The organism is Chryseobacterium lineare, from assembly GCF_977014045.1.
This window is the reverse complement of record NZ_CDRNIQ010000001.1, coordinates 2,479,553-2,501,084: the sequence shown is the minus strand read 5'-3', so window position 1 is coordinate 2,501,084 and position 21,532 is coordinate 2,479,553. Positions and strand designations below refer to the sequence as shown.

At 35.8% G+C, this 21,532-nt stretch carries 18 protein-coding genes, 3 tRNA genes and 1 pseudogene; 18 read left to right on the top strand and 4 right to left on the bottom strand.

All coding sequences use genetic code 11. The features are described 5' to 3' along the window. Positions 1 to 26: 26 nt before the first annotated feature. The 4 genes from ACWNCI_RS10990 (at position 27) to ACWNCI_RS10975 (ending at position 5,843) form a co-directional block, all read left to right on the top strand. The gene (locus tag ACWNCI_RS10990; protein ID WP_449388336.1) at positions 27 to 2,120 is read left to right on the top strand and encodes a gliding motility-associated C-terminal domain-containing protein; all 2,094 of its coding nucleotides are present in this window, start codon (positions 27 to 29) and stop codon (positions 2,118 to 2,120) included. A gap of 148 nt (positions 2,121 to 2,268) precedes the next feature. Further along, the gene (locus tag ACWNCI_RS10985) at positions 2,269 to 2,859 is read left to right on the top strand and encodes a DUF1572 domain-containing protein (RefSeq protein WP_449388335.1); all 591 of its coding nucleotides are present in this window, start codon (positions 2,269 to 2,271) and stop codon (positions 2,857 to 2,859) included. Between the two features lie 66 nt (positions 2,860 to 2,925). Further along, positions 2,926 to 4,272 (top strand): tRNA (N(6)-L-threonylcarbamoyladenosine(37)-C(2))-methylthiotransferase MtaB, encoded by a 1,347-nt coding sequence (mtaB, locus tag ACWNCI_RS10980; RefSeq protein ID WP_449388334.1) that lies wholly within the window; start codon positions 2,926 to 2,928, stop codon positions 4,270 to 4,272. A gap of 53 nt (positions 4,273 to 4,325) precedes the next feature. Then, entirely contained in the window at positions 4,326 to 5,843 is a 1,518-nt protein-coding gene (locus ACWNCI_RS10975; RefSeq protein ID WP_449388333.1) for an FMN-binding glutamate synthase family protein, read from the top strand. A gap of 41 nt (positions 5,844 to 5,884) precedes the next feature. Here ACWNCI_RS10975 and ACWNCI_RS10970 read toward each other — a convergent pair whose 3' ends face one another. Further along, a complete protein-coding gene (locus tag ACWNCI_RS10970; protein ID WP_449388332.1) occupies positions 5,885 to 6,643 on the bottom strand; it encodes a hypothetical protein in 759 nt (252 codons plus the stop codon). A 54-nt stretch (positions 6,644 to 6,697) separates the two neighbouring features. Between ACWNCI_RS10970 and ACWNCI_RS10965 the strand changes: the two genes are divergently transcribed. Next, on the top strand, positions 6,698 to 7,132 hold the full coding sequence (locus ACWNCI_RS10965) for an RNA-binding S4 domain-containing protein (protein ID WP_449388331.1): 435 nt from the start codon (positions 6,698 to 6,700) through the stop codon (positions 7,130 to 7,132). Positions 7,133 to 7,141: 9 nt separating this feature from the next. On the opposite strand, the gene ACWNCI_RS10960 is transcribed toward ACWNCI_RS10965, so the two are convergent. Beyond that, positions 7,142 to 7,657: a shikimate kinase gene (locus ACWNCI_RS10960; protein WP_346984274.1), complete on the bottom strand. Its 516-nt coding sequence runs from the start codon at positions 7,655 to 7,657 to the stop codon at positions 7,142 to 7,144. Between the two features lie 115 nt (positions 7,658 to 7,772). Between ACWNCI_RS10960 and ACWNCI_RS10955 the strand changes: the two genes are divergently transcribed. The 3 genes from ACWNCI_RS10955 to ACWNCI_RS10945 all read left to right on the top strand — a co-directional run bounded on the left by ACWNCI_RS10955 (position 7,773) and on the right by ACWNCI_RS10945 (position 8,109). Further along, positions 7,773 to 7,845, top strand: a tRNA-Lys gene (locus ACWNCI_RS10955). 35 nt (positions 7,846 to 7,880) lie between these two features. Next, positions 7,881 to 7,963: transfer RNA gene (locus ACWNCI_RS10950), tRNA-Leu, on the top strand. Between the two features lie 73 nt (positions 7,964 to 8,036). Then, a tRNA-Lys gene (locus tag ACWNCI_RS10945) sits at positions 8,037 to 8,109 on the top strand. A gap of 299 nt (positions 8,110 to 8,408) precedes the next feature. Here ACWNCI_RS10945 and panC read toward each other — a convergent pair. Further along, complete coding sequence (panC, locus tag ACWNCI_RS10940; protein ID WP_449388330.1) at positions 8,409 to 9,257, bottom strand: pantoate--beta-alanine ligase; 849 nt, start codon at positions 9,255 to 9,257, stop codon at positions 8,409 to 8,411. A 181-nt stretch (positions 9,258 to 9,438) separates the two neighbouring features. On the opposite strand from panC, the pseudogene ACWNCI_RS10935 reads away from it, so the two are divergent. The 9 genes and pseudogenes from ACWNCI_RS10935 to ACWNCI_RS10895 all read left to right on the top strand — a co-directional run bounded on the left by ACWNCI_RS10935 (position 9,439) and on the right by ACWNCI_RS10895 (position 19,967). Continuing rightward, positions 9,439 to 10,208, top strand: a pseudogene (locus ACWNCI_RS10935) (glycogen/starch synthase). A gap of 16 nt (positions 10,209 to 10,224) precedes the next feature. Further along, the gene (locus tag ACWNCI_RS10930; protein WP_449388329.1) at positions 10,225 to 11,802 is read left to right on the top strand and encodes a DUF4270 family protein; all 1,578 of its coding nucleotides are present in this window, start codon (positions 10,225 to 10,227) and stop codon (positions 11,800 to 11,802) included. Positions 11,803 to 11,831: 29 nt separating this feature from the next. Further along, complete coding sequence (glmS, locus tag ACWNCI_RS10925) at positions 11,832 to 13,685, top strand: glutamine--fructose-6-phosphate transaminase (isomerizing) (RefSeq protein WP_346984278.1); 1,854 nt, start codon at positions 11,832 to 11,834, stop codon at positions 13,683 to 13,685. Between the two features lie 108 nt (positions 13,686 to 13,793). After that, positions 13,794 to 15,212: a T9SS ring complex lipoprotein PorK/GldK gene (gene porK / locus ACWNCI_RS10920; protein WP_346984279.1), complete on the top strand. Its 1,419-nt coding sequence runs from the start codon at positions 13,794 to 13,796 to the stop codon at positions 15,210 to 15,212. Positions 15,213 to 15,264: 52 nt separating this feature from the next. Continuing rightward, positions 15,265 to 15,957: a type IX secretion system motor protein PorL/GldL gene (gene porL, locus ACWNCI_RS10915; RefSeq protein WP_346984280.1), complete on the top strand. Its 693-nt coding sequence runs from the start codon at positions 15,265 to 15,267 to the stop codon at positions 15,955 to 15,957. Positions 15,958 to 16,010: 53 nt separating this feature from the next. Further along, positions 16,011 to 17,603, top strand: coding sequence for a type IX secretion system motor protein PorM/GldM (porM, locus tag ACWNCI_RS10910; RefSeq protein ID WP_449388328.1), 1,593 nt, complete (start codon positions 16,011 to 16,013; stop codon positions 17,601 to 17,603). A 15-nt stretch (positions 17,604 to 17,618) separates the two neighbouring features. After that, complete coding sequence (gene porN / locus ACWNCI_RS10905) at positions 17,619 to 18,557, top strand: type IX secretion system ring protein PorN/GldN (RefSeq protein WP_449388327.1); 939 nt, start codon at positions 17,619 to 17,621, stop codon at positions 18,555 to 18,557. 55 nt (positions 18,558 to 18,612) lie between these two features. Beyond that, entirely contained in the window at positions 18,613 to 19,644 is a 1,032-nt protein-coding gene (locus tag ACWNCI_RS10900; protein ID WP_449388326.1) for an NAD(P)/FAD-dependent oxidoreductase, read from the top strand. 65 nt (positions 19,645 to 19,709) lie between these two features. Continuing rightward, positions 19,710 to 19,967, top strand: coding sequence for a SemiSWEET transporter (locus ACWNCI_RS10895; RefSeq protein WP_042720836.1), 258 nt, complete (start codon positions 19,710 to 19,712; stop codon positions 19,965 to 19,967). A 108-nt stretch (positions 19,968 to 20,075) separates the two neighbouring features. On the opposite strand, the gene ACWNCI_RS10890 is transcribed toward ACWNCI_RS10895, so the two are convergent. Further along, positions 20,076 to 20,477, bottom strand: coding sequence for a hypothetical protein (locus ACWNCI_RS10890; RefSeq protein ID WP_449388325.1), 402 nt, complete (start codon positions 20,475 to 20,477; stop codon positions 20,076 to 20,078). Between the two features lie 558 nt (positions 20,478 to 21,035). Between ACWNCI_RS10890 and ACWNCI_RS10885 the strand changes: the two genes are divergently transcribed. Further along, positions 21,036 to 21,428 (top strand): hypothetical protein, encoded by a 393-nt coding sequence (locus tag ACWNCI_RS10885; RefSeq protein ID WP_449388324.1) that lies wholly within the window; start codon positions 21,036 to 21,038, stop codon positions 21,426 to 21,428. Positions 21,429 to 21,532 lie beyond the last annotated feature (104 nt).

Genomic DNA, 21,532 nt, shown 5'->3' with positions numbered 1-21,532 from the left:
CTGAAATAATAACCAAATTGAAAAGCATGAAGAAATATTTACTCTTTTTTCTCCTTTTATTATCGAAAAATCTTTTTTCCCAGGCCGATTGCTCCACTGCACTTTCAGTTTGCGGAAATTCGAACATTACATACTCTCCATCAGGGATTGGTGCGACCAATGAAAATCTGGGTGGATGTCTTATAAGCGGCGAACACAATTCGATCTGGTACAAAATTACCATTGCAACCGGCGGAACGCTTACCTTTAATCTGGTTCCGAGTGATCCGGATGCAGATTACGACTGGGCAGTATATGGCCCCAACGCTACCTGTGGGAGTCTGGGAGCACCTATACGATGCAACGCAGCTACAGTAATAGGGGTTGGAGCTTCAACCGGACTGAATATGACGAGTACGATCCTTAGTGCAGCGGGAGGTTCTCTTACGCCTTACTGTAGGTATCTTGATGTTTTGCCGGGGCAGACCTATTATTTATACATAGACAACTGGGTGGATGTTTTCAATCCCGTGACAGCTCCATTTTCCCTTACATGGGGCGGAACGGCCACACTTGCTTCTCCGTTTACCAATCCTAATATTCAGACACAGCCATTCACTCCGCCGGGAGCTCCTGCGGCAAATCCTGCAGATCCTAGAGAAATTATTATCTGCCAGAATCCGGCAATTTTCGATTTCAGTACCTTATCGGCGGGTATTCTGAACGGAAATTCCAATTTCCAGATTACCTATCATACCTCTCAGAATAATGCGCTTTCAGGAGCAAGTCCTATTCTTACACCACAGACGGTAAGCATGACGGCAACCTATTATTACAGTATTCATTATCAGGATCCCGCAGATCCCAATAACCCGATCAATTTATGCAGGCAGGTAGGCGCATTTAAGTTTAAACAAGGAAATATTACCGGAACGAATGTCACGCTTTACAGCTGTAATAACAATAATGCAGGTACCGCGACTTTTAATCTTACCACTGCGGCAGTATTCTCAGATCCCAATGCTGTAAAACAGTATTACCATACCATGAGTGATCTTAATGCCGGGGTTAATCCAATTACCAATGCTGATACATTCGTTTCTGCTGAAGGCGTTGTATATGTGAAAATTACTTCTCAGTACGGCTGCGTGGGTACGGCACAGATTACCCTGAAATTCTACCCTCAGGTGGTTGTTACCGAAGCAACTTTAAGATCTTGTTTTATTGAATCTAATCCTTCAACGGCTTTGTTTAATCTTACAACAGCACAAGTTACCACCCAAACAGGAACGAAAACATATTTTCCTTCCTTGGCTGATGCACAGAACAATACCAATCCTATTCTGCTTTTTGCAAATTATATTTCGTCCAACGGAGCTGCTTTTATAAAAGTAACTGACGGAAATGGCTGTTATGCCATCGCAAAAGTTAATCTGATTGTCATTCCGCCTGTATATTCTGATGTTCTGAAAGACAAAACTATTTGTATGGAAGACAAAACAACACTTGATGCAGGACCGGGCTTTACCTCCTACGAATGGAGTACCGGGGCCACTACACAGACAATATCTAATGTTGGCGTAGGAACTTACTGGGTGAAATTGAAAACAGGCAGTTGTATAACACGGCAAACAGTAACTATATACCCATCCGAACAACCCGTGATTTCTTCCGTGGATATTACCAATAATACAGTAACCGTAAATGCTTCAGGAGGACAGGCTCCTTACCAATATTCTACGGATGGCATCAACTGGCAGGAATCTAATGTGTTTACCAATATGCCGAGAGGTGATAATCATGTTTTTCTTAAAGATGCTTATGATTGTGACCCGATTACCATCACGATTGTTGTTCCGAATCTGGTGAATGTAATTACTCCGAACGGTGACGGGGTGAATGACGTGATTGATTATTCTGCACTGGGAAATAAACAGAATCTGGTATTTAATATTTTTGACAGATATGGCAATAAAGTATTTCAGGCAGATAAGCTCAGAGGCTACAAATGGAACGGAACCATGGACGGAAAAAAAGTTCCTACCGGCACCTACTGGTACTCGGTAACCTGGAATGAAAACGATAAAAAGAATACTCTAATCAAATATTCCGGTTGGGTAATGGTGAAAAACAGAGATTAGTACATGTAAACTGCCGCGAAAGTGGCAGTTTTTTTTTATATACATTTTTAGCTTAGTTACGAAGGTTTTTGTTTAGTTAAGAAGATCTATTGTCTGGTTGAGAAGGTTTTTTCCTGTTTATTTTTATATTAGATTTAAATTTTCAGATATGAAAGATCTATTCATAAAACGTTTTGAATATTACAAAACTTTGGGCGACAAATCTTTTTTACAACTTTCCGAAGATCAGCTTTTCTGGCAGTTTAATGAGGAAAGCAATTCTATAGCCGTTATTGTAAAACATATTGCAGGAAATATGCTTTCAAGATGGACTGATTTTTTAACATCAGACGGAGAGAAGCCCGATCGTAAACGTGATGAAGAATTTGTCAATACATTTTCCACAAAAGATGAAGTATTACAGTATTGGGAAGCCGGCTGGAAATGTCTTTTTGATGCATTGAATCAGATTAATAATGAAAATTTACACTCCATTATTTATATCAGAAACGAAGCGCATACGGTATTGGATGCGGTCTTGCGTCAGCTGGCACATTATCCGTATCATATAGGGCAGATCGTATATATTGCCAAAATGATGAAAAATGATGACTGGAAAACTCTTTCTATTGCAAGGAATAAATCGGATGAGTTCAATTCTCAGATGAAAACAAAGTTTATTGAGGATCATATTGCTTCAAATTCTTCACCTGTATGCTTCCAGAGCAGCCCGGAAGTCAGGGATGAATTTAAACAATAGACTCAATCGATTTACAATTTATATTAAATTGATTATCTTTGCACCCACAAAATTCACGATCAATAAATGTCTCAATTTCATAGAACTGCCGCATTTCATACCTTAGGCTGCAAATTAAATTTTGCGGAAACATCTACCATTGCCCGTCAATTAACTGATGCAGGATATGAGAAGGTAAGTTTTGATGAAAAAGCAAATATCTATGTGATTAATACCTGCTCCGTAACGGAAAATGCCGACCGCGAATGTAAACTGCATGTAAAAAGAGCAATGAAAGCCAATCCGGAAGGTCTTGTGGTAATTGTCGGATGCTATGCACAGCTGAAACCAGAAGAAATCTCACAGATTGAAGGGGTTGATCTAGTTCTTGGAGCTAAAGAAAAATTCAATATTCTGAGTTATCTTGATGATCTTGAAAAATCTGAAAACGAAGGCATTGTCCATTCCTGCGAAATTGAGGAAACGGATTTCTTTATAGGGAGTTATTCGATTGGTGACAGAACAAGAGCTTTTCTTAAGGTTCAGGATGGTTGTGATTATAAATGTACTTACTGTACGATTCCCTTAGCAAGAGGAATTTCGCGTTCCGATACCATTGAAAATGTTCTTAAAAATGCCAGAGAAATTTCCCAGAAAGATATTAAAGAAATTGTTCTTACGGGAGTAAATATTGGCGATTACGGTAAAGGCGAATTCGGAAATAAGAGACATGAACATACTTTCTTAGATTTAATTTCTGAGCTCGACAAAGTAGAAGGAATAGAAAGAATCCGGATATCTTCCATCGAGCCTAATCTTCTGAAAGATGAAAGTATAGAACTGGTTTCAAGGAGCAGAAGCTTTGTTCCGCATTTTCATATTCCGCTACAATCCGGAAGTGATGATCTTCTGAAAAAAATGAAGCGTCGTTATCTTACGAAATTATATAAAGATAGAGTTGCTAAAATCCGTGAGGTGATGCCTGATGCGGCTATTGGGGTCGATGTGATCGTCGGTTTTCCTGGTGAAACAGAAGAGTTGTTTATGGAAACTTATAATTTCCTTAATGAACTTCCTATTACGTATCTGCATGTTTTTACTTATTCTGAAAGAGAAAATACCGAAGCTGCCGATATGGAAGACATAGTTCCTATTCCTGAAAGAAAAAAACGTAACAAAATGCTCAGAATTCTTTCTGAAAAGAAAAAGATGGCATTTTACCAGACACAGCTCGGAAAAACACTTCCTGTACTTTGGGAACACGAAAACAAAGACGGAAAAATGTTTGGCTTCACAGAAAACTATGTGAGAGTACAGAAGGATTTTGATGCCGCATCTGTTAATCAGATTGAACTCCTGAACTTAGAAAAAATACTGTCAGATGGCACGGTTTCTGTGCGGTCTTCTTACGAAAGTTTTTTAGCAAAAGCATAGAGTTTCTGCTAAATTTCCACTACATTTAATTTTTAACTTTAAATTTTACATTCATGAGAGATAAGTTTTTATCTTGGGGAATTGTATTGGTGATTGCTACATGGGTTGTGGCATTGCTGATCAGGGCGCATTACTGGATACCTATTTTTTTAACGGCGGTTTATTTGCTCGGGGTTTATAATGCCTATCAGACAAAACATGCTATTCTTAGAAATTTTCCTGTACTAGGATATTTCAGATATTTCTTTGAAAGTATTTCGCCGGAAATGCAGCAGTATTTTATCGAAAGAGAAACAGATGGTAAGCCTTTTCCAAGAAACCAACGTTCTGCAGTGTACAGAAGAGCTAAAAATTTAAGTGACACCGTTGCATTTGGTACTCAGTTGGAGGTCAATCATCGCAAATATGAAGGGATAAAGCATTCCATTTATGCAAAATCTCCATCGGAAGAGCTTCCGAGAGTATGGTTGGGAGGTGAGCAGTGCAGCCAGCCTTATCATGCTTCTTTATTTAATATTTCAGCGATGAGTTTCGGGTCATTGAGTGACAGAGCTCAGATGTCGCTGAACAGAGGTGCAAAAAAAGGAAACTTTTATCACAATACAGGTGAAGGAGGGATTTCGCCTTATCACCTTGAAGGAGGAGATCTCTGCTGGCAGATCGGAACCGGATATTTCGGCTGTAGGGATAATGAAGGGAAATTTGATCCTGAACTTTTCAAAAAATATTCTAATCTTCCGAATGTGAAAATGATTGAAATTAAACTATCGCAAGGAGCCAAACCTGGTCACGGAGGCGTTTTACCGGGAGTGAAAAATACTCCTGAAATTGCAAAAATACGTCATGTAACACCCGGAATGACTATCATCTCTCCACCATCACATTCTGCGTTTTCTAATGCGTCGGGACTGCTGAAATTTGTGCAGCAGCTTAGAGAATTATCAGGGGGAAAGCCTGTAGGGTTTAAGCTCTGTATTGGTGATACAAAAGAGTTTGAAGATATATGCGTTCAGATGAATGTGATGAAAATTTATCCGGATTTTATAACAATTGATGGTGCGGAAGGCGGAACAGGCGCAGCACCACCGGAATTTTCAGATGGTGTTGGAATGCCACTGGAACCTGCATTGATTTTTGTCAATAAAACCCTGAAAAACTATAACTTAAGAAATAAGCTGCGTGTGATTGCCAGTGGAAAAGTTTTAACGAGTTTAGATATTCTGAGAGCGGTTGCCATGGGTGCGGATATGTGTAATAATGCAAGAGGTTTTATGTTCTCATTAGGCTGTATTCAGGCGTTGAGGTGTAATTCAAATAACTGTCCGACCGGTGTTGCTACTCAGGATAAAATGTTAATCAAAGGACTGGACGTTACTGATAAGGCTGAAAGGGTATATCATTTCCATAAAAATACACTCCATACATGTAATGAACTTATTGCGGCTGCCGGAAGAAGTTCTTATGAGGAAGTTGATGCCAGTATGTTCATGAGGGGTGACGAATTTGACCATCTTTCAGATCTCTATTTTCCAGATATTTTAGGAAATGTAAAAAGTAAATCCGGTTTTTAAACATAAAAAAATCGCTTCATATTTTGAAGCGATTTTTTTATTTATTGATCGATGGTAGGCCTTACATTGGCCTTGTAGATTTCAAAATTAAATACAAAACAATTGTTTTGAAGGGAATATCCCGTGTAATTGTAATGGGTATTTCTTGCAAAAGCAGCTCTTGACGGTACAATAATAACACCCTGCAAATTGTAAGCATCACCATCAGCCTTGTCGGTATAGCCTTTAAAATATTTCAATCCTTCCTGAAGTCCTTCGATTTCATAATAACTTCTTTGCTTTGCAGCATCTGTAGAACCACTGCTTAAAATACTATTTTTAACATAATAAAATGCAGGGTCTGTCACAGGAGACCCTGAACCGTTGATGGTATTTAAAAGAGCTCCTGCGCTTCCAAAAGAAACTTTCCCATCACTTTCCGAGGCTAGATAATAGTTGGCTCTCATCATGGTTCTGATTTGGGTTGCGCTAGTCGATTCTGGATTTGTATCTAATGTTACTCCTGGTGACGGTTGCGCTCCGCTTCTTACAATATAAATAACTCCTGAAGAAAGTTTTACCGGACTAAGCTCAGATAGTTTTTTTTCATTGTCATCGGTGGTGTCTGTGGAGCTGAAAGCTTTTATATTTCCTTGTGAATCGAGATAGTTCTCATCCATAAATTTTTGAATAGCCTGATCGTCATATGAGTTTCTTACTGCTATATCATCCGGTTCTACAAAAGTTTCAACCTCATCATCCTTTTTACAAGCAGAAAAACACAGAGATCCCGCAAGGATATATAAAAATATTTTTTTCATTTCAAAAACTTTAATTACTTTACAAAGAATATAACGGCAAAAGTATAAAAAATTATGAGAATAGATAAATTTTTATGGAGCATTCGTTTTTATAAGACCAGAACCATTGCTACTGAGGAAATTAAAAAGAACAGAGTTTCCATTGGTGATTCGGTGGTGAAGTCTTCCAAAGAGGTGAAGGAAGGAGATGTAATAAAGATCCGTAAAAATCAGATTGACTATAAAATTAAGGTAATTCAGATCCCGAAAAGCAGGATAGGAGCGAAGTTGGTTCCCTTGCACATAAAAGATGTGACGGATAAAGAACAGTATGAACTTCTGAAAATGCGTAAAATGTCACAGGATTATTACAGGATCAAAGGAGAGGGAAGGCCTACGAAAAAAGACAGAAGAGAAATGGATGATTATGTAGATAATGATATTTCTTCTGATTTTACCGACTGGGATGACTTTTTTGGTGAAACGAATGATGACTCTGAAGAAAATTAAAACAAAGCTCTAGGAATAGAGCTTTTCTATTATTTCAACGACAATTGCATCCGGTTCTCTGTTGTCTGTATTTACACTGAATTGTGCTTTGCTGTAGAAAACATTTCTCTCAAATAAATGCTTGGCTATAAATTCCGGCAAATCTTCATCTGAAACATTGGCTATCAGAGGACGTTTTTCTTTCTGTTTAGTAAGTCTTTCCAATAGAGTTCCTATAGAAGCTTTCAAAAAAACACTTTTTGAATTATTATTGATGATTTCCATGTTATTATAGTATGCCGGTGTTCCTCCTCCGAGGCTCAAAATCACATTTTCTTCAGTAGCAAGAATTTCTTCCAAAGCCTCTCGTTCAAGCTTTCTAAAAGAGATTTCTCCTCTTTTTGAGAATATTTCAGGAATGGTTAATTTATTTCTCCTGGAAATCTCTTTATCGAGGTCAATCAGTTTAAAATTGAGTTTTTCGCTTAATATTTTGGAAATGTGAGATTTGCCACTTCCCATGTATCCGACCAGTGAAATTATCATGAATTTTTTTTTAACAAATTTGCAAAAAAGTTTTGAGAAATAAAAAAAAGCTATATCTTTGCACCACTTAAAACAAGGGACATTACTCAAATGAAAACTTGATAATAAAGTGGCCGACTCGGTAGCTCAGCTGGTAGAGCAATACACTTTTAATGTATGGGTCCTGGGTTCGAATCCCAGCCGGGTCACTAGCAAAAAAATTACTGAAACTTTGTGATTTTATGCCTGTGTGGTGAAATTGGTAGACACGCCATCTTGAGGGGGTGGTTTCCTAAGGATGTGCTGGTTCGAGTCCAGTCGCAGGCACTGCAGAAAATTAAAATAATTAATACTGAAAAATAAGAATTTTGTTTTATATTTATCATTATTAATTGTGGCCGACTCGGTAGCTCAGCTGGTAGAGCAATACACTTTTAATGTATGGGTCCTGGGTTCGAATCCCAGCCGGGTCACAAGTTTACTGAAAAGTAAATTTTTTTCATATTAATATTTTGTGATTTGGTGTTTCAAAGGCTTCCTCAAGAAGCCTTTGATTTTTTTTATATAGTTTCTATTTCCTTATTTCGACTCTCCGTTTTTTAAATTAATTAAATTTAATATCGCTTCTGAAGCATTCGAGGGGGCTTTAAAATGACCTATGTGAGATTTACTATTTAAATCAAACAAAAAGCGTTACTCAAAAGCAACGCCTGTATCTTTTATTGTAAATGTCTAAAATCTCATTCTAAACCTTAATCTTATTCTAATTTTTTTAATCCAAATGCATGTTATCAATCAATCGTACTCCGTCAACAATAACAACGATGAATGCTCTGAAATTTCTGTCTTTGTAGAAAAAATCTGTTTCTTTTAAAGTTTCTTCGTCTGCAATCAGAAAGTATTCAAGCTGCATACCCCTTTGATGATCAAAAATATCCTGTACTCTTTGCTTGATTTCGGAAACCGTTAAAACCCGGAACCATTCATTAACTTTAAGTAATGTTTCGTAAATGACTTTGGAAGCTTCTTTTCTGTCTTTTTCGAGCCTTTGATTTCTGGAGCTTAAAGCCAGTCCGTTTTCTGCCCTGTAAATAGGTACTCCTTTTATAGTAACCGGAATTTTATTTTTTTCGACCATTTTTTTGATAATGGCTAATTGCTGGAAATCTTTTTCTCCAAAGTAAGCATTATCTGGTTTTACCTGACTGAAAAGTTCTTCAACCACTGTTCCCACACCATCAAAATGTCCCGGTCTTGATTTTCCTTCCATTTCATTTTCCAGTCCGTCAAAATTATAATGTCTGCTCTCTGTTTTTTCGGGATAAATATCGGTCACTTCAGGAATATAGACAGCGTCTACGAGTCCTGATTTTTCAAGAATTAAAATATCTCTGTTAATATCTCTAGGGTATTTTTCAAGATCTTCCGGATTATTGAATTGAGTAGGATTAACAAAAATTGATGAAATCACTAAATCATTTTCTTCCCTGGCCATTTTATAGAGTGATAAGTGGCCTTCGTGAAGTGCTCCCATAGTGGGTGCAAAACCGATCTTCTTCCCCATTTCTTTCTGTCTTTCAATGAAATCCTGAAGAATTTTCCTGCTTTTTAAAACTTCCATAGTTTATTTTAATAGTAATTCAAAAATACTAAAAATATCATATAGTAATGATATGGTTGTAATGTGTTTTAATAATTTCCTAAGGCAAATTATCGTAAAAAAATGTTAATTAAACTAATGTTGAATGTTTTTTCGTAATTTTGCGCATTAAAGCATTTTTACAAAAATTAGATAGAAATTTATGCCGAATCAAAAAATACTGTACATTACTACAGAGATGTATCCATATCAGGAAGATACGAATATGGCTGCAGTGGTAAACAAAATGGCACTTAAGATGCACAATGAAGGCAATGATGTAAGAGTTTTTATGCCAAGATTTGGACAAATAAGTGAAAGAAAATTCCAGCTTCATGAGGTGATTCGCCTTTCCGGAATGAATATTATCATTAATGATCTTGATCAGCCTCTTATTATTAAAGTAGCGTCTCTTCCGGGGAAAGACTTCAGGTTTACTTTATCGACAACGAAGAATATTTCAAAAGAAAACCGTATTATTTTGATGATGAGGGCAATTCTTTTGAAGATAACGACGAAAGAGCTATTTTCTTTGCCAGAGGTGTAATCGAAACCATCAAAAAGCTGAATTGGGTTCCGGACGTGATCCACCTTAACGGATGGATGTCTTCTTTTGTCCCTATTTATCTGAAAACGTATTACGAATCTGATACATACTTCAAAGATGCTAAGATTGTTCTTTCTTTATATAATGAAAAAGATGCTTCTTTAGCCTCAAATATTGATGAAAAACTGAAATTTGATAATATTTCAGGATTAAAAGCGTTAGATAATCCAAGTGTAAAAACTTTTGTAATTGAAAGTATGGACTACGTGGATATGGTTGTGAAAGGTGACGAATTCCTTGATGAAGACCTTGATAAGGCTTTTAATGAAACCTCAACTCCGAAATCGGAATATCTGGACTTAGATTCTATTAATCAACTTTATTAAAAAAAACACATTTTTAATGATTCATACTATTAAAAAGGCGATCACCGTATTTTCTCTGGTGATTTTTGGAAGTGCAATTCTTTATAATTGCGAACCGGATGTTGATGCTCTTGGTGAGCAGCTTTTTCTAAACGGAGCTGCACAGGGAAATGAAGAAGGTTTTGAGGTAACAGCCTACAATATCGATAATAATGATACGATCAGAACCGACGCTGCTAAGCTGGCGTACGGCGTGTTAGGGGCTTTTGACGAAGAAAAATTCGGAATGCAGAAAGCATCTTATCTTACACAAGTTAAATTATCAACTTACGACCCTGATTTCGGGACTAATGCTACAGTGGATTCTGTGGTTTTAGTAATAAAACCAAGATATGCCACAGATTCTGTGACAACGAATACGGTAGACGACAACTATACCTATACCACAGCGGCTGACGGTTCTGTAAATGCTAAAAAAGTGGTTAATACTTATCCTGCATTAAAATTTGGTAAGGCAAAAAGAAATTTAACCATTAATGTAAATGAAGTAAAAACTTTTTTAAAATCTGCTTCTGATACGGTAAAATCTAATGATTCATTTAATTATGATTCGCAAGTTATCGGTTCAAAGGTGTTTAATGGCAATGTGAGTTCCGTAGCGATTACAAAAGATGATGGGGGAACTGCCTTATTTACGGCATCCACTCCGGGTATCAGAATTCCGTTGGATAAACAGTTTTTTCAGGATAAAATTATTGCTAAAAAAGACAAGCCTGAACTTCAGGATGCTTCCAACTTTATCAGGTATTTTAACGGTTTAAGGATTTCTGTTGCTGAAAATGATGGATATCTTTTCCAGTTCTCTCCGAACGATATGGAAATGATCATGTATTACAAATATGAAACTACCGGCAGTACGACAAAAACACAAACCTCTTATTCATTTGTATTAGGTTCAGGAAATGCACATATTGGTCAATATCAATATCAGAGAAGTGATGATTTCAATGCTATTGGGTACAACAGTAATACCGGTGATGCAAAACTCTATACACAGGCAATGGGTGGCCCTTCAATAGGGGTTAAAATTCCGCAGTCTACTATTGATAATATTAGAGAGAAGATAATAAATAAGAAAGGAGGGATCATTAGTGCCAAAATAAGAATTTACACGGATCCTTCATGGAATAACACAAATTATGCTAAACCAAGAGAATTTACTTTGCTGCGAAGGTATGTGAATCCGGATAATTCTTCTGCTCCGACTAAAGTAAGAGGTAATTTCACTAATGATTTATTAAAATTGGCAGGAGTTCCGGGATATACAATTTTTAAAGCTTATGATCTGGATAAAAATCCTGCATACTATGATTTTGTCGTTACACAATCGATAAAAGAAATGGTGGAGGAAGGTAGTAAAGAATCAACAGACAAAACTGAATTTAAATACTTTAAAATAGATTTAGGTTCTTTCCTTCAGAATTCTGAAGGAACAAGTCTTGCGGGATACAAATTTACATCTACGCCTTTTAATACAAGCAGAGCGGTATTTGTAGGAACAGAGGCTGGAAACCCTGACAGAGTAAGACTTTGGGTAACTTACGGGACAAAATAACAAACACACTTAACACTAGATATAATAATATGTGCGGAATCGTTGGATATACAGGCTTTCAAGACGCTTACGATATAGTAATTAATGGTCTTAGAAGATTAGAATACAGAGGGTACGACAGTGCCGGAATCGTTCTGGAGGATGGAAATAATAAACTTGAAGTTGAAAAAACGAAAGGTAAAGTAGAGGATCTTGTAAACATTTCAAGTCAATTGAAAGGCAAAGCCAAAATAGGTATGGGACACACTCGTTGGGCAACTCACGGAGTTCCGAGTGACAGAAATTCCCATCCACATTTATCTAATAATGGTAAAATTGCCATTATTCACAATGGTATCATTGAGAATTATGACACCATTAAAACAATGCTTACGGAAAAAGGATTTACTTTTAAATCTGAAACTGATACTGAAGTATTGGTAAATCTTATTCAGTATTTTATGGATCTTAAATCTGAAACCGATTTTCCTACTGCTGTAAGATATGCATTGAATGAAGTGTATGGAGCTTATGCCATTACAGTAATGCATGAAGATTATCCTGGGGTATTAGTCGTTGGGAGACTGGGATCTCCTTTAGCTATCGGAATCGGTAATAAAGAATATTTTATTGCTTCAGATGCTTCTCCTTTTGTAGAATTTACGAAGGAAGCTATTTATCTTGAGGAGGGACATATGGCAACTATCTCACTGGAAAATGGAGTAGATATCAGAACTATTACTGAAAATTCTAAAATTGTACCTGAAATTCAGGAGCTTAAGCTTAGCTTAGAGCAGATTGAAAAAAGCGGGTATGAGCATTTCATGCTAAAAGAAATCTTCGAACAGCCAAAATCTATTCATGACACCATGAGAGGAAGATTATTGGTAGATGAAGGTGTTATTAAAATGGCCGGAATCTGGGACCATATTGAGAAATTTAAAAATGCTAACAGAATCATTATCATTGCCTGCGGAACATCTTGGCATGCAGGACTTATTGGTGAATACCTTATCGAAGAATATGCAAGAATCCCTGTAGAAGTAGAGTATGCTTCAGAATTCAGATACAGAAACCCAATTATTACTGATAAAGATGTTGTAATTGCAATTTCACAATCGGGAGAAACGGCAGATACTATGGCAGCCCTAAAGCTTGCCAAAGAAAAAGGAGCATTTATTTATGGAATCTGTAATGTTGTGGATTCATCTATTGCAAGAATTACAGATGCAGGATCTTATACACACGCAGGGCCTGAAATAGGAGTAGCTTCAACAAAAGCTTTCACTGCGCAGCTTACAATTCTTACCCTAATTGCATTTAAATTAGGACATCATAACGGAAATTTAGGAAATGCAGATTTCATGAACTTAATTGCTGAATTAGATGCTATCCCTAAAAAAATTGAAGAGGTATTAACTTCTACGCACGAACTGGTTCAAAATATCGCTAAAGATTTTGTAAGCGCTACCAACTTCCTGTATTTGGGAAGAGGTTACAATTATCCGGCTGCACTTGAAGGGGCTTTAAAACTTAAGGAAATTTCTTACATCCACGCTGAAGGATATCCTGCAGCTGAAATGAAACACGGTCCTATCGCTTTAATAGATGAAAATATGCCTATCGTTATCATCGCTCCGAAAAAAGGACATTATGATAAGATCGTGAGTAATGTTCAGGAAATTAAGGCAAGAAAAGGGAAGGTTGTTTCTGTTGTAAACTGTGGAGATACACAGGTAAGCGAAATGTCAGATTATGTTATTGAAATTCCTGAAACATCAGAATGTTTCTCACCCATTGTAGCATCAGTACCTTTACAGCTTTTGGCATATTATATTGCAGTATATAGAGGTGCCAACGTAGATCAGCCGAGAAACCTCGCAAAATCTGTTACTGTGGAATAAAAAATACTTGTAAATAAAATAAATTTAGATTTCTTTCGTTATTTCAAAAAAAATCTTAAAAGTTTCTTAAAAAAATTATATATTTACGGCTTAATTATAAAAATTAACATGAAAAGGATATTTCTTTTATTATTGTCTGCGTCAGTAGCGTCGGTATCTTGTTCAGGTGGTGGTACTTCTTCTGTGGGGAAACCAGGAACAAAAGGAGAGTTGATACCAAGAGAAAAAACAAAATCATTTGTTGCAGAAAGACCATACGGCATGGTTGCAATTCCTGCAGGTTCATTTGTGGCTGGTTTAACAGATCAGGATTTCACAAACAGTCCTGAAAAAGCTCAGGCGAAAACTGTTACCGTTTCTTCTTTCTTCATGGATGAAGCGGAAACTACTAATGCAGAATACAGAGTTTTTATCAATTATGTAAGAGATTCTATCGCAAGAACTCTTCTTGCTGAAGCTGCCGGAGAAGGTGGTGAAGGTAAAGGAAGGGGTACAAGTATAGGAGATTATGCATATCTTGCCCAAAAAGAAGAAAACTTAACACCATATCAGGAATATTTAGAAGCACAGGGAGGCGGAGATGAAAGCAGCTTCGATCCTACAAAGAAAATTGACTGGAAAGTTCCATTGCACTGGAATGTGTCAAAATATCCTGACGTAGAATATGCAGAGGTTCTTGAGTCAATGTATCTTCCTGCTTCTTCCAGAGTTGGAAATGAAAGAATCCTTGATGTTAGTAAGCTTAAATATACCTACAGATGGGGAGATATGGATGCTGCTCTTGCTGAAAAAGAAAGAGGTGTAAACTATCTGAGAAGCGAAAGTATCGCTATCTATCCTGATACAACGGTTTGGGTAAAAGATTTTCACTTTGCTTATAACGAGCCATTGTTCGAACAGTACTTCTGGCACAAGGCTTACAAAGATTATCCTGTAGTAGGGGTGACTTGGGATCAGGCCAGAGCTTACTGTAACTTCAGAACTAAATTAAAATCTGATTATAACGAAAGTTTAAAAAGAAGAAAGCAAAAACCATTAATCTTCAGACTTCCTACGGAAATCGAATGGGAATATGCTGCAAGAGGCGGAATGCAAAACGCTACTTATCCTTGGGGTGGTCCTTACTTGATGGATGACAGAGGTTGCTACCTGGCAAACTTCAAACCTAAGAGAGGTAATTACATGGAAGATGATAAAAAAGGTACTTATACATATACTGCTCCGGTAAAGAAATTTAAGAAAAATGGGTTTGGATTATTTGATATGGCTGGAAACGTTTCTGAATGGACAGAATCTGCTTATAACAATTCATCATACGGTTTCTCATCTACGTTAAATCCTTCTACAAAGGACAAAACGGATAATAAGAAATCTGTAAGAGGAGGATCTTGGAAAGATGTAGGATACATGCTGATGACTGGTGCGAGAGACTGGGAAAGAAAAGATTCAGCAAGAAGCTATATCGGGTTCAGAACTGTACAGGACATTCCCGAAGCTGCTGTTAAACCAAGAAGAGTTAACAGATAATTTAATCAAACCATTTTTAATAACAATTTAACACTAAAAAAAACTAACTTATATGTTTAAGACTAAAGATGCTTGGATGAATTTCTTTTATTCATTCGGTGCTGCAATTGTAATTCTTGGAGCTTGGCTTAAAATTACTCACATCAATATTGGGCCTATTACAGGTAACGTTGCTCTTACAGTGGGACTTATTACGGAAGCAATCATCTTCATTATCTTTGCCTTCGACCCGCCAAAAACTGAAGAGTCTTATGCTTGGGAAAATGTATATCCTGAATTATTAGATAAACATGCTAATCCAAATCCGTTACATTCTAATGTAACATCTAGAAATACTGTAGATCATTTTGCTGAACTTGAAAATTCTCTTTCAGGTAAATTGGATAAAATGCTTCAGGACGCTAAATTAGACGTTCAGTTATTTGAAAGATTAAGATCTGGTATTGATAAATTTTCAAGCTCTGTTGACCAGATCAACCAAACGGTAGATGTATCTGCTTCTACTCATAAATATAATGACCAACTAAACAAAGCTGCTCAGCATATGGAAAGCATGAATGCTCTTTATGCAATGCAGTTGGAAAACGGACAAAAGCAGTCTGATTTTGCTAAAAAGTACGTAGAAGATATGCAAAAGTCTGTTGAACATTCAGAAAAATTCAATCAAGAATTACAAGGTTTAACATCTAATTTAAATAACTTAAACAGAGTTTATGGTGGTATGTTGACTGCTATGAAGTCTTAATTCCTTAACCATTTCTAAAATTTAACTACTTAATCTAAAACAAAAAGAAAAGAATGGCACAAGGAAAACAGACACCTCGTCAGAAGATGATCAACCTAATGTATTTGGTTTTCATCGCGATGATGGCTCTAAATATTGATGCGGAAATCATCAGATCATATTATGACTCTACAGTTGCTTTAAAAGATACTCGTTTATTAACTGAAAAAAAGAACGAAGATATTTTTGAAAAAACTTTGGAGGCTAAAGCTCAGCAGGTACCGGATACTTATGCTCAGCCTTGGCAGCAATATCAAAAGCTGAAAGAGAAAATCAATGCTTTGGTATCGCATGCTGATCAGATTAAAGACAAATTAAAAAAAGAATCTGAATTCGTAGAGAGAGATCCTAACACAAAAAAATTAGTTGATGTTAGCGAAAACTTCTCTGCACTTAACAACAATGAGGCAACTACGACATACTTCTTTAAAGATGGTGATGAAAACTCTGCATCAAAAGGAGCTATAGAACTGAAAGCTAAAATTGATGATGTAAGAAACTTTATCAATGCAACTTTTGGAAATGATCCTCAGTTAAAAGATTTAATTGACAGAGCAAACAAATCATTGATCGCTGAATATCCTAAGGGACAATCACCTAACAATAAGACTTGGTTGCAGAACAAATTCTATCATCAGCCGCTTATTGCCGCTTTGTCTAATCTTGAAATTATTCAGAATGATGCAAGAAACGTACAGTCTGATGCATTAGCATTATTATTACAGGAAAAAGTAGATGCAAGCATCAAGTTTACAAGCTATGAGGCTATCGTGTCAGCTCCTGTAGATGTTGTTGCAGGAAAACCTGCAGAAGCTGTTGTAATGCTAGGAAATTATTCTAACAGTAACAAAATCAGTATTTCAGGTGTAGGAAGACAGGAAAATGGTAAAGGATATGCAACATTAAATACAAGTGGAATTGGAGAACACACTTTAAGTGGAAATATTACATTAACAGATGCTACAGGAAAAGCACAAAACTTCCCGTTCACACATACTTATAATGTAATTGCCGGTCCTCAGGAAGTAAAACTTCAGAAAGGTTTATTGCTTTCAGCTGATAAAATGAATGTAATGTACAGAGGTCTTGATAATCCAGTTTCTGGATCTATCTTAGGTGCTGATAATGCTAAACTTTCATTATCTGCTCCGGGAGCTGCAGTTAAGAGTACTGGTCCTGGTAAGTGGAATGTTAAACCAGGTGCAGGAAATATATTGAAGATTACGTTATCTGGAACAGATCCTTACGGAAAATCAATTTCTCAGGTATTTGAATATCGAATTAAAAATGTACCACCGCCACAAGGACAGATCAGAGGTAAAAATATTTTACCGATGCCTGCGGGATCAGTTGAGAATCAATCTCTGTCTGCTGTGATTCCTGACTTTGACTTCCCTGTATCTTTCAACGTGACTTCGTTCATGGTTAGAGTACCTGGTAGAGCGGCTTTACAAATTCAGGGTAACTCACTACAGGCTGCTTCTGGATTATTTAGAAATCTAAGACCTGGAGATGGTGTTTATATCTTTGATATTAAAGCGACAGCTGTTGGTTTAGGAGATCAAAGAATTGGAAATATTTCACCAGTATTAATTAATATCCAATAAAATTAATAGAGTATTATGAAAAAATATATTAGCAGTTTTTTAGTATTAGTTTCGGGATTTGCATTCTCCCAGACTATCCTGAATGCTTCTTCTCCTGAAGAATTCAGAAAAATGAGAGCTGAGAACAAAATGAAAGTAGGAGATACGGTTATCGACAAAACAGTAAAACCTTTGGAATACGGATTTGTTGATGAAAAGGATATCCTGAAAAGCATGTTTGTTTGGGAGGTTATTGATATGAACGACAAAATCAATCAGCCTTTCTATTATAATAATCCTGATGGATTATTGTCTACAGAAACAAAATCTTTGTATAAACTTTTACTTGATGGCGCAATGAATGGTGATATTAAGGAAGTTTATGATGATGAAAACTTCGTTACGAGACTTACTCCTCAGCAAATCAAAGACAGATTGGTAAGTGTGCGTGTTGATGATGAGGCGGTAAACATCCTTAATAGCGGACGTCAATTAACTGAGCAGGAGAAAAAAGAGCTTACTGACATTTATGAAACAACTACTGATAAAGTTAAAGTTTTGAAAGTATTTGGAATGTGGTTTATTGATAAGAGAGATGGACAATTGAAGTACAGACCTTTAGGTATTGCTGCAATGGGTCCTGACCCTCAGATGATTGGTAGAGTTGGCCCGGATGGGCAGCCGATCGAAGGAGCTAATGATCTTATTGATCTTTTCTGGGTATATTATCCAAATGCAAGAGATATTTTGGCTAACAATTATGTTTACAACAGAAAAAATACCTCTGCAGATCTTTCTTTTGATGATTTGATCAATGCGAGAAGATTTTCTTCTGTGATCTTTAAATCTTCTACCGGTCTTGGTGATGGAGTTATCAAAGACTATATCCCGAGAGATTCGGATGAACAGTTGGAGGAAAGTGACAGAATTAAAGAACAAATTCTGCAAATGGAAAATGATATGTGGAATTACTAAGATTTCACTTGATAATTATAGAAAACCTGAGTATTTTTACTCAGGTTTTTTTATTATGGAGAATGTAGATTATATCATTGTTGGCGATGGCTACGCCGCGCTTTTTTTCGCCCACCAGCTTATCATCAATAACAAATCGTTTATACTGGTTTCGGAAGAAAAGAAAAGTGCTTCCCAGATTTCTGCAGGAATTATTAATCCTGTAGTTCTTAAAAAGTTTACCACTTTCTGGAAGGCTCAGGAACAGATCGATTTTTTAAAAGAAACTTTGCAACAAATTGAAAAATATACAGGTAAAAATTATTTGATTGATGCTCCGATTCACAGAATTTTTCATGATGAAAAAGAGCAACAGCTTTGGCTTAAAAAATCAGAAAATGACGAACTTAAAAATTTTTTAGATCAAAATTTTGATCATTTAGATGTGGTAAAAAACGATTATCAGTCAGGAAAGGTCAATCGGTCAGCGAGACTTGATGTTAATGGATTTTTCACGGATATATTTAAGTTTTTAGAAACCGGAAACCATATTGTAAAAGAAAAGTTTAATTATACAGCATTAAATACTTCTGATAACATCTACAAAAGCTTTAGATATAAAAATATATTATTTTGTGAAGGAATGGGTGTTAAAGATAATCCATTTTTCTCGGATATTCCTGTTAATCCCAATAAAGGACATCATATCAAAGTTGAACTTTCACAGCCGATCCCTGAAAATATTACCATTAAAAAGAAACATTTCCTTTTTCCATTAAATGAAAAAATATATTTTTATGGAGGAACTTACGACAGGGAGCAGCTTCATCATCAGGTGGATGATTCTGCAGTGGAGCAGCTGACGAACGGACTGAAAGAATTTTATCCTGCCAATTTCAGTATTTCAGAAGTCAATTTCGGTTTCAGACCTACAGTAAAAGACAGACGACCGATTATTGGCAGACATCGTGAGCATGAAAATATGTATGTTTTTAACGGACTTGGTGCCAGAGGAATTCTCAATGGATGTTACTTTTCAAAAAGCCTTTACGATTTTATAGAAAACAATATTCCTTTGCATGAAGAAGTTTCTCTGGACAGATTTTAAGTCTCCCGGATTATAATCATTGTATGTATCCCCGGAAATTCTTATCTTGATTAAAAGATAAAAATATGGATGAGAATCTTCTGGGAATTATTGCGGGTGTTTTAACATCAGTATCAATGATTCCGCAACTTATAAAAGTTTTGAAAGAAAAGAATGCTGAAGATCTGTCATGGACAATGATTCTTGTACTCATTACCGGACTTTCGCTTTGGGTTTGGTATGGTTTTATTAAGGATGAACTTCCGATCATTCTTTCCAATGCTTTTGCGGTTCTTGTCAATATTATTTTATTGATTTGCTGCATGATTTACAAGAAGAAATAGTATAAAAGAATGAACACTTCTGCCTAAGGCAAAAGTGTTCTCGTTTATATGGATGTGTTTATTATTGCTAGGGGAGAAGAATAAATATCCTTGATAGCCTTTTAGATTTTAATATGAAGCCATTTTTGTATCGGCAGACGGTTTACTTTTTTTATGGTGAAATAATACCATATTGTAATCTTTATTCAGAAAAGTGATTTCACCTCTTATATCGGAGTATTGAAAATTTGCATCACTTGCCGTGTAATCTGGCAATTCATCCTTTTTTTTAAGTTCATAGGTTTTACCGCCCAGCCTTACAATAAGGGTATTTTTGGTTTCATTCATTACAATTTCAAGCTGCTCTCCATATTCATCTGTAAAAATATCCTTTGTGATTTTATCCTGATTGGTATCTGCATTTTCGGTCACAACAGTCTTAAGATTTGTTTCTTCATCTTTTGCCTGATGTTTACATGCTGTTAATATAAAAACCATTAAAATGGCCGAGACCCTGAGTAGCTTTTTCATAGTAAGTGACTTTAAAGTGATTCATTGGTATGGTGTTAATATCTATAAATTTACAATTTAATTAAAGATAATGTGTTAAAAAATTATAAATTATTAATAAATATTCTTCATAAAAACAATAACTCAAATATTCTTGTATAAAATTTCCATAAGTAGATTATGATTAATAAATCAAGAAGAAGTAGTGAATAAAACGCATTTCAGTAATTAATAAAAATCATATTTATAAATAATTCACTATACGATTCTTTGAACAATTGATTACTTTATTACTATTGAAGTAAGTAAGGATAGTTATGAATAATTAACATTTATAAGTATTTTTTCAATGCTTGTATTTTAAGCAAATGCAGTGCCATAAAGATTATTATTACTTAAATTAACTTTTAAAATTCTGTAAATGAGCTTTGTGGCTATATCAAAAACATATTTTAAAGTTTAAAATTGATATCATTCAGCTATTTTAAAGAAATGTTAAATATCGTTAACAAAGAAGCTTAATGTTATATTTTTTTTGAAAAGTAGTACAAGTAAGACCTACCTTTGTGCCTTGAAATTATGAGAAACTATATAGTATATTTTTTGACAGCACTTTTTCTTCTTTTCGTTGTGGAAAGCAAGATCAATGTCAGAACGTTGAAAAACGATTATACGGGACATACTTCTCAGAATTTACCAAAAAAATCCAATAAATTAAACCAAACTTACGAAAAGCTTTCTATTCAGCAAACTATTGATGATGCGGGAAATCTGTATTCTATCGAGCTTACTGAGGATGATTTACAGTTTTCAGATAGTTTTCAGGCAATTGCTGTTTTTGCAAGTATTTTTACACTCGTATATATTTTTGGCCTAAAAAGTTTCAAAACATCAAAGCCGACAATTCAAGGTTTACTTTCTGAATTTTCTCATGTAAAAAGATTCATTCTGATCCGTTCTATCAGAATATAAAACCCATTTTTCAACTTTCTTTTTCTGCTGACACCCTCGGCGGAGAATACACTGCGTTGTATCTGTCGGTAATCACTGCATCGCAAAATCCTTATTACCACCTT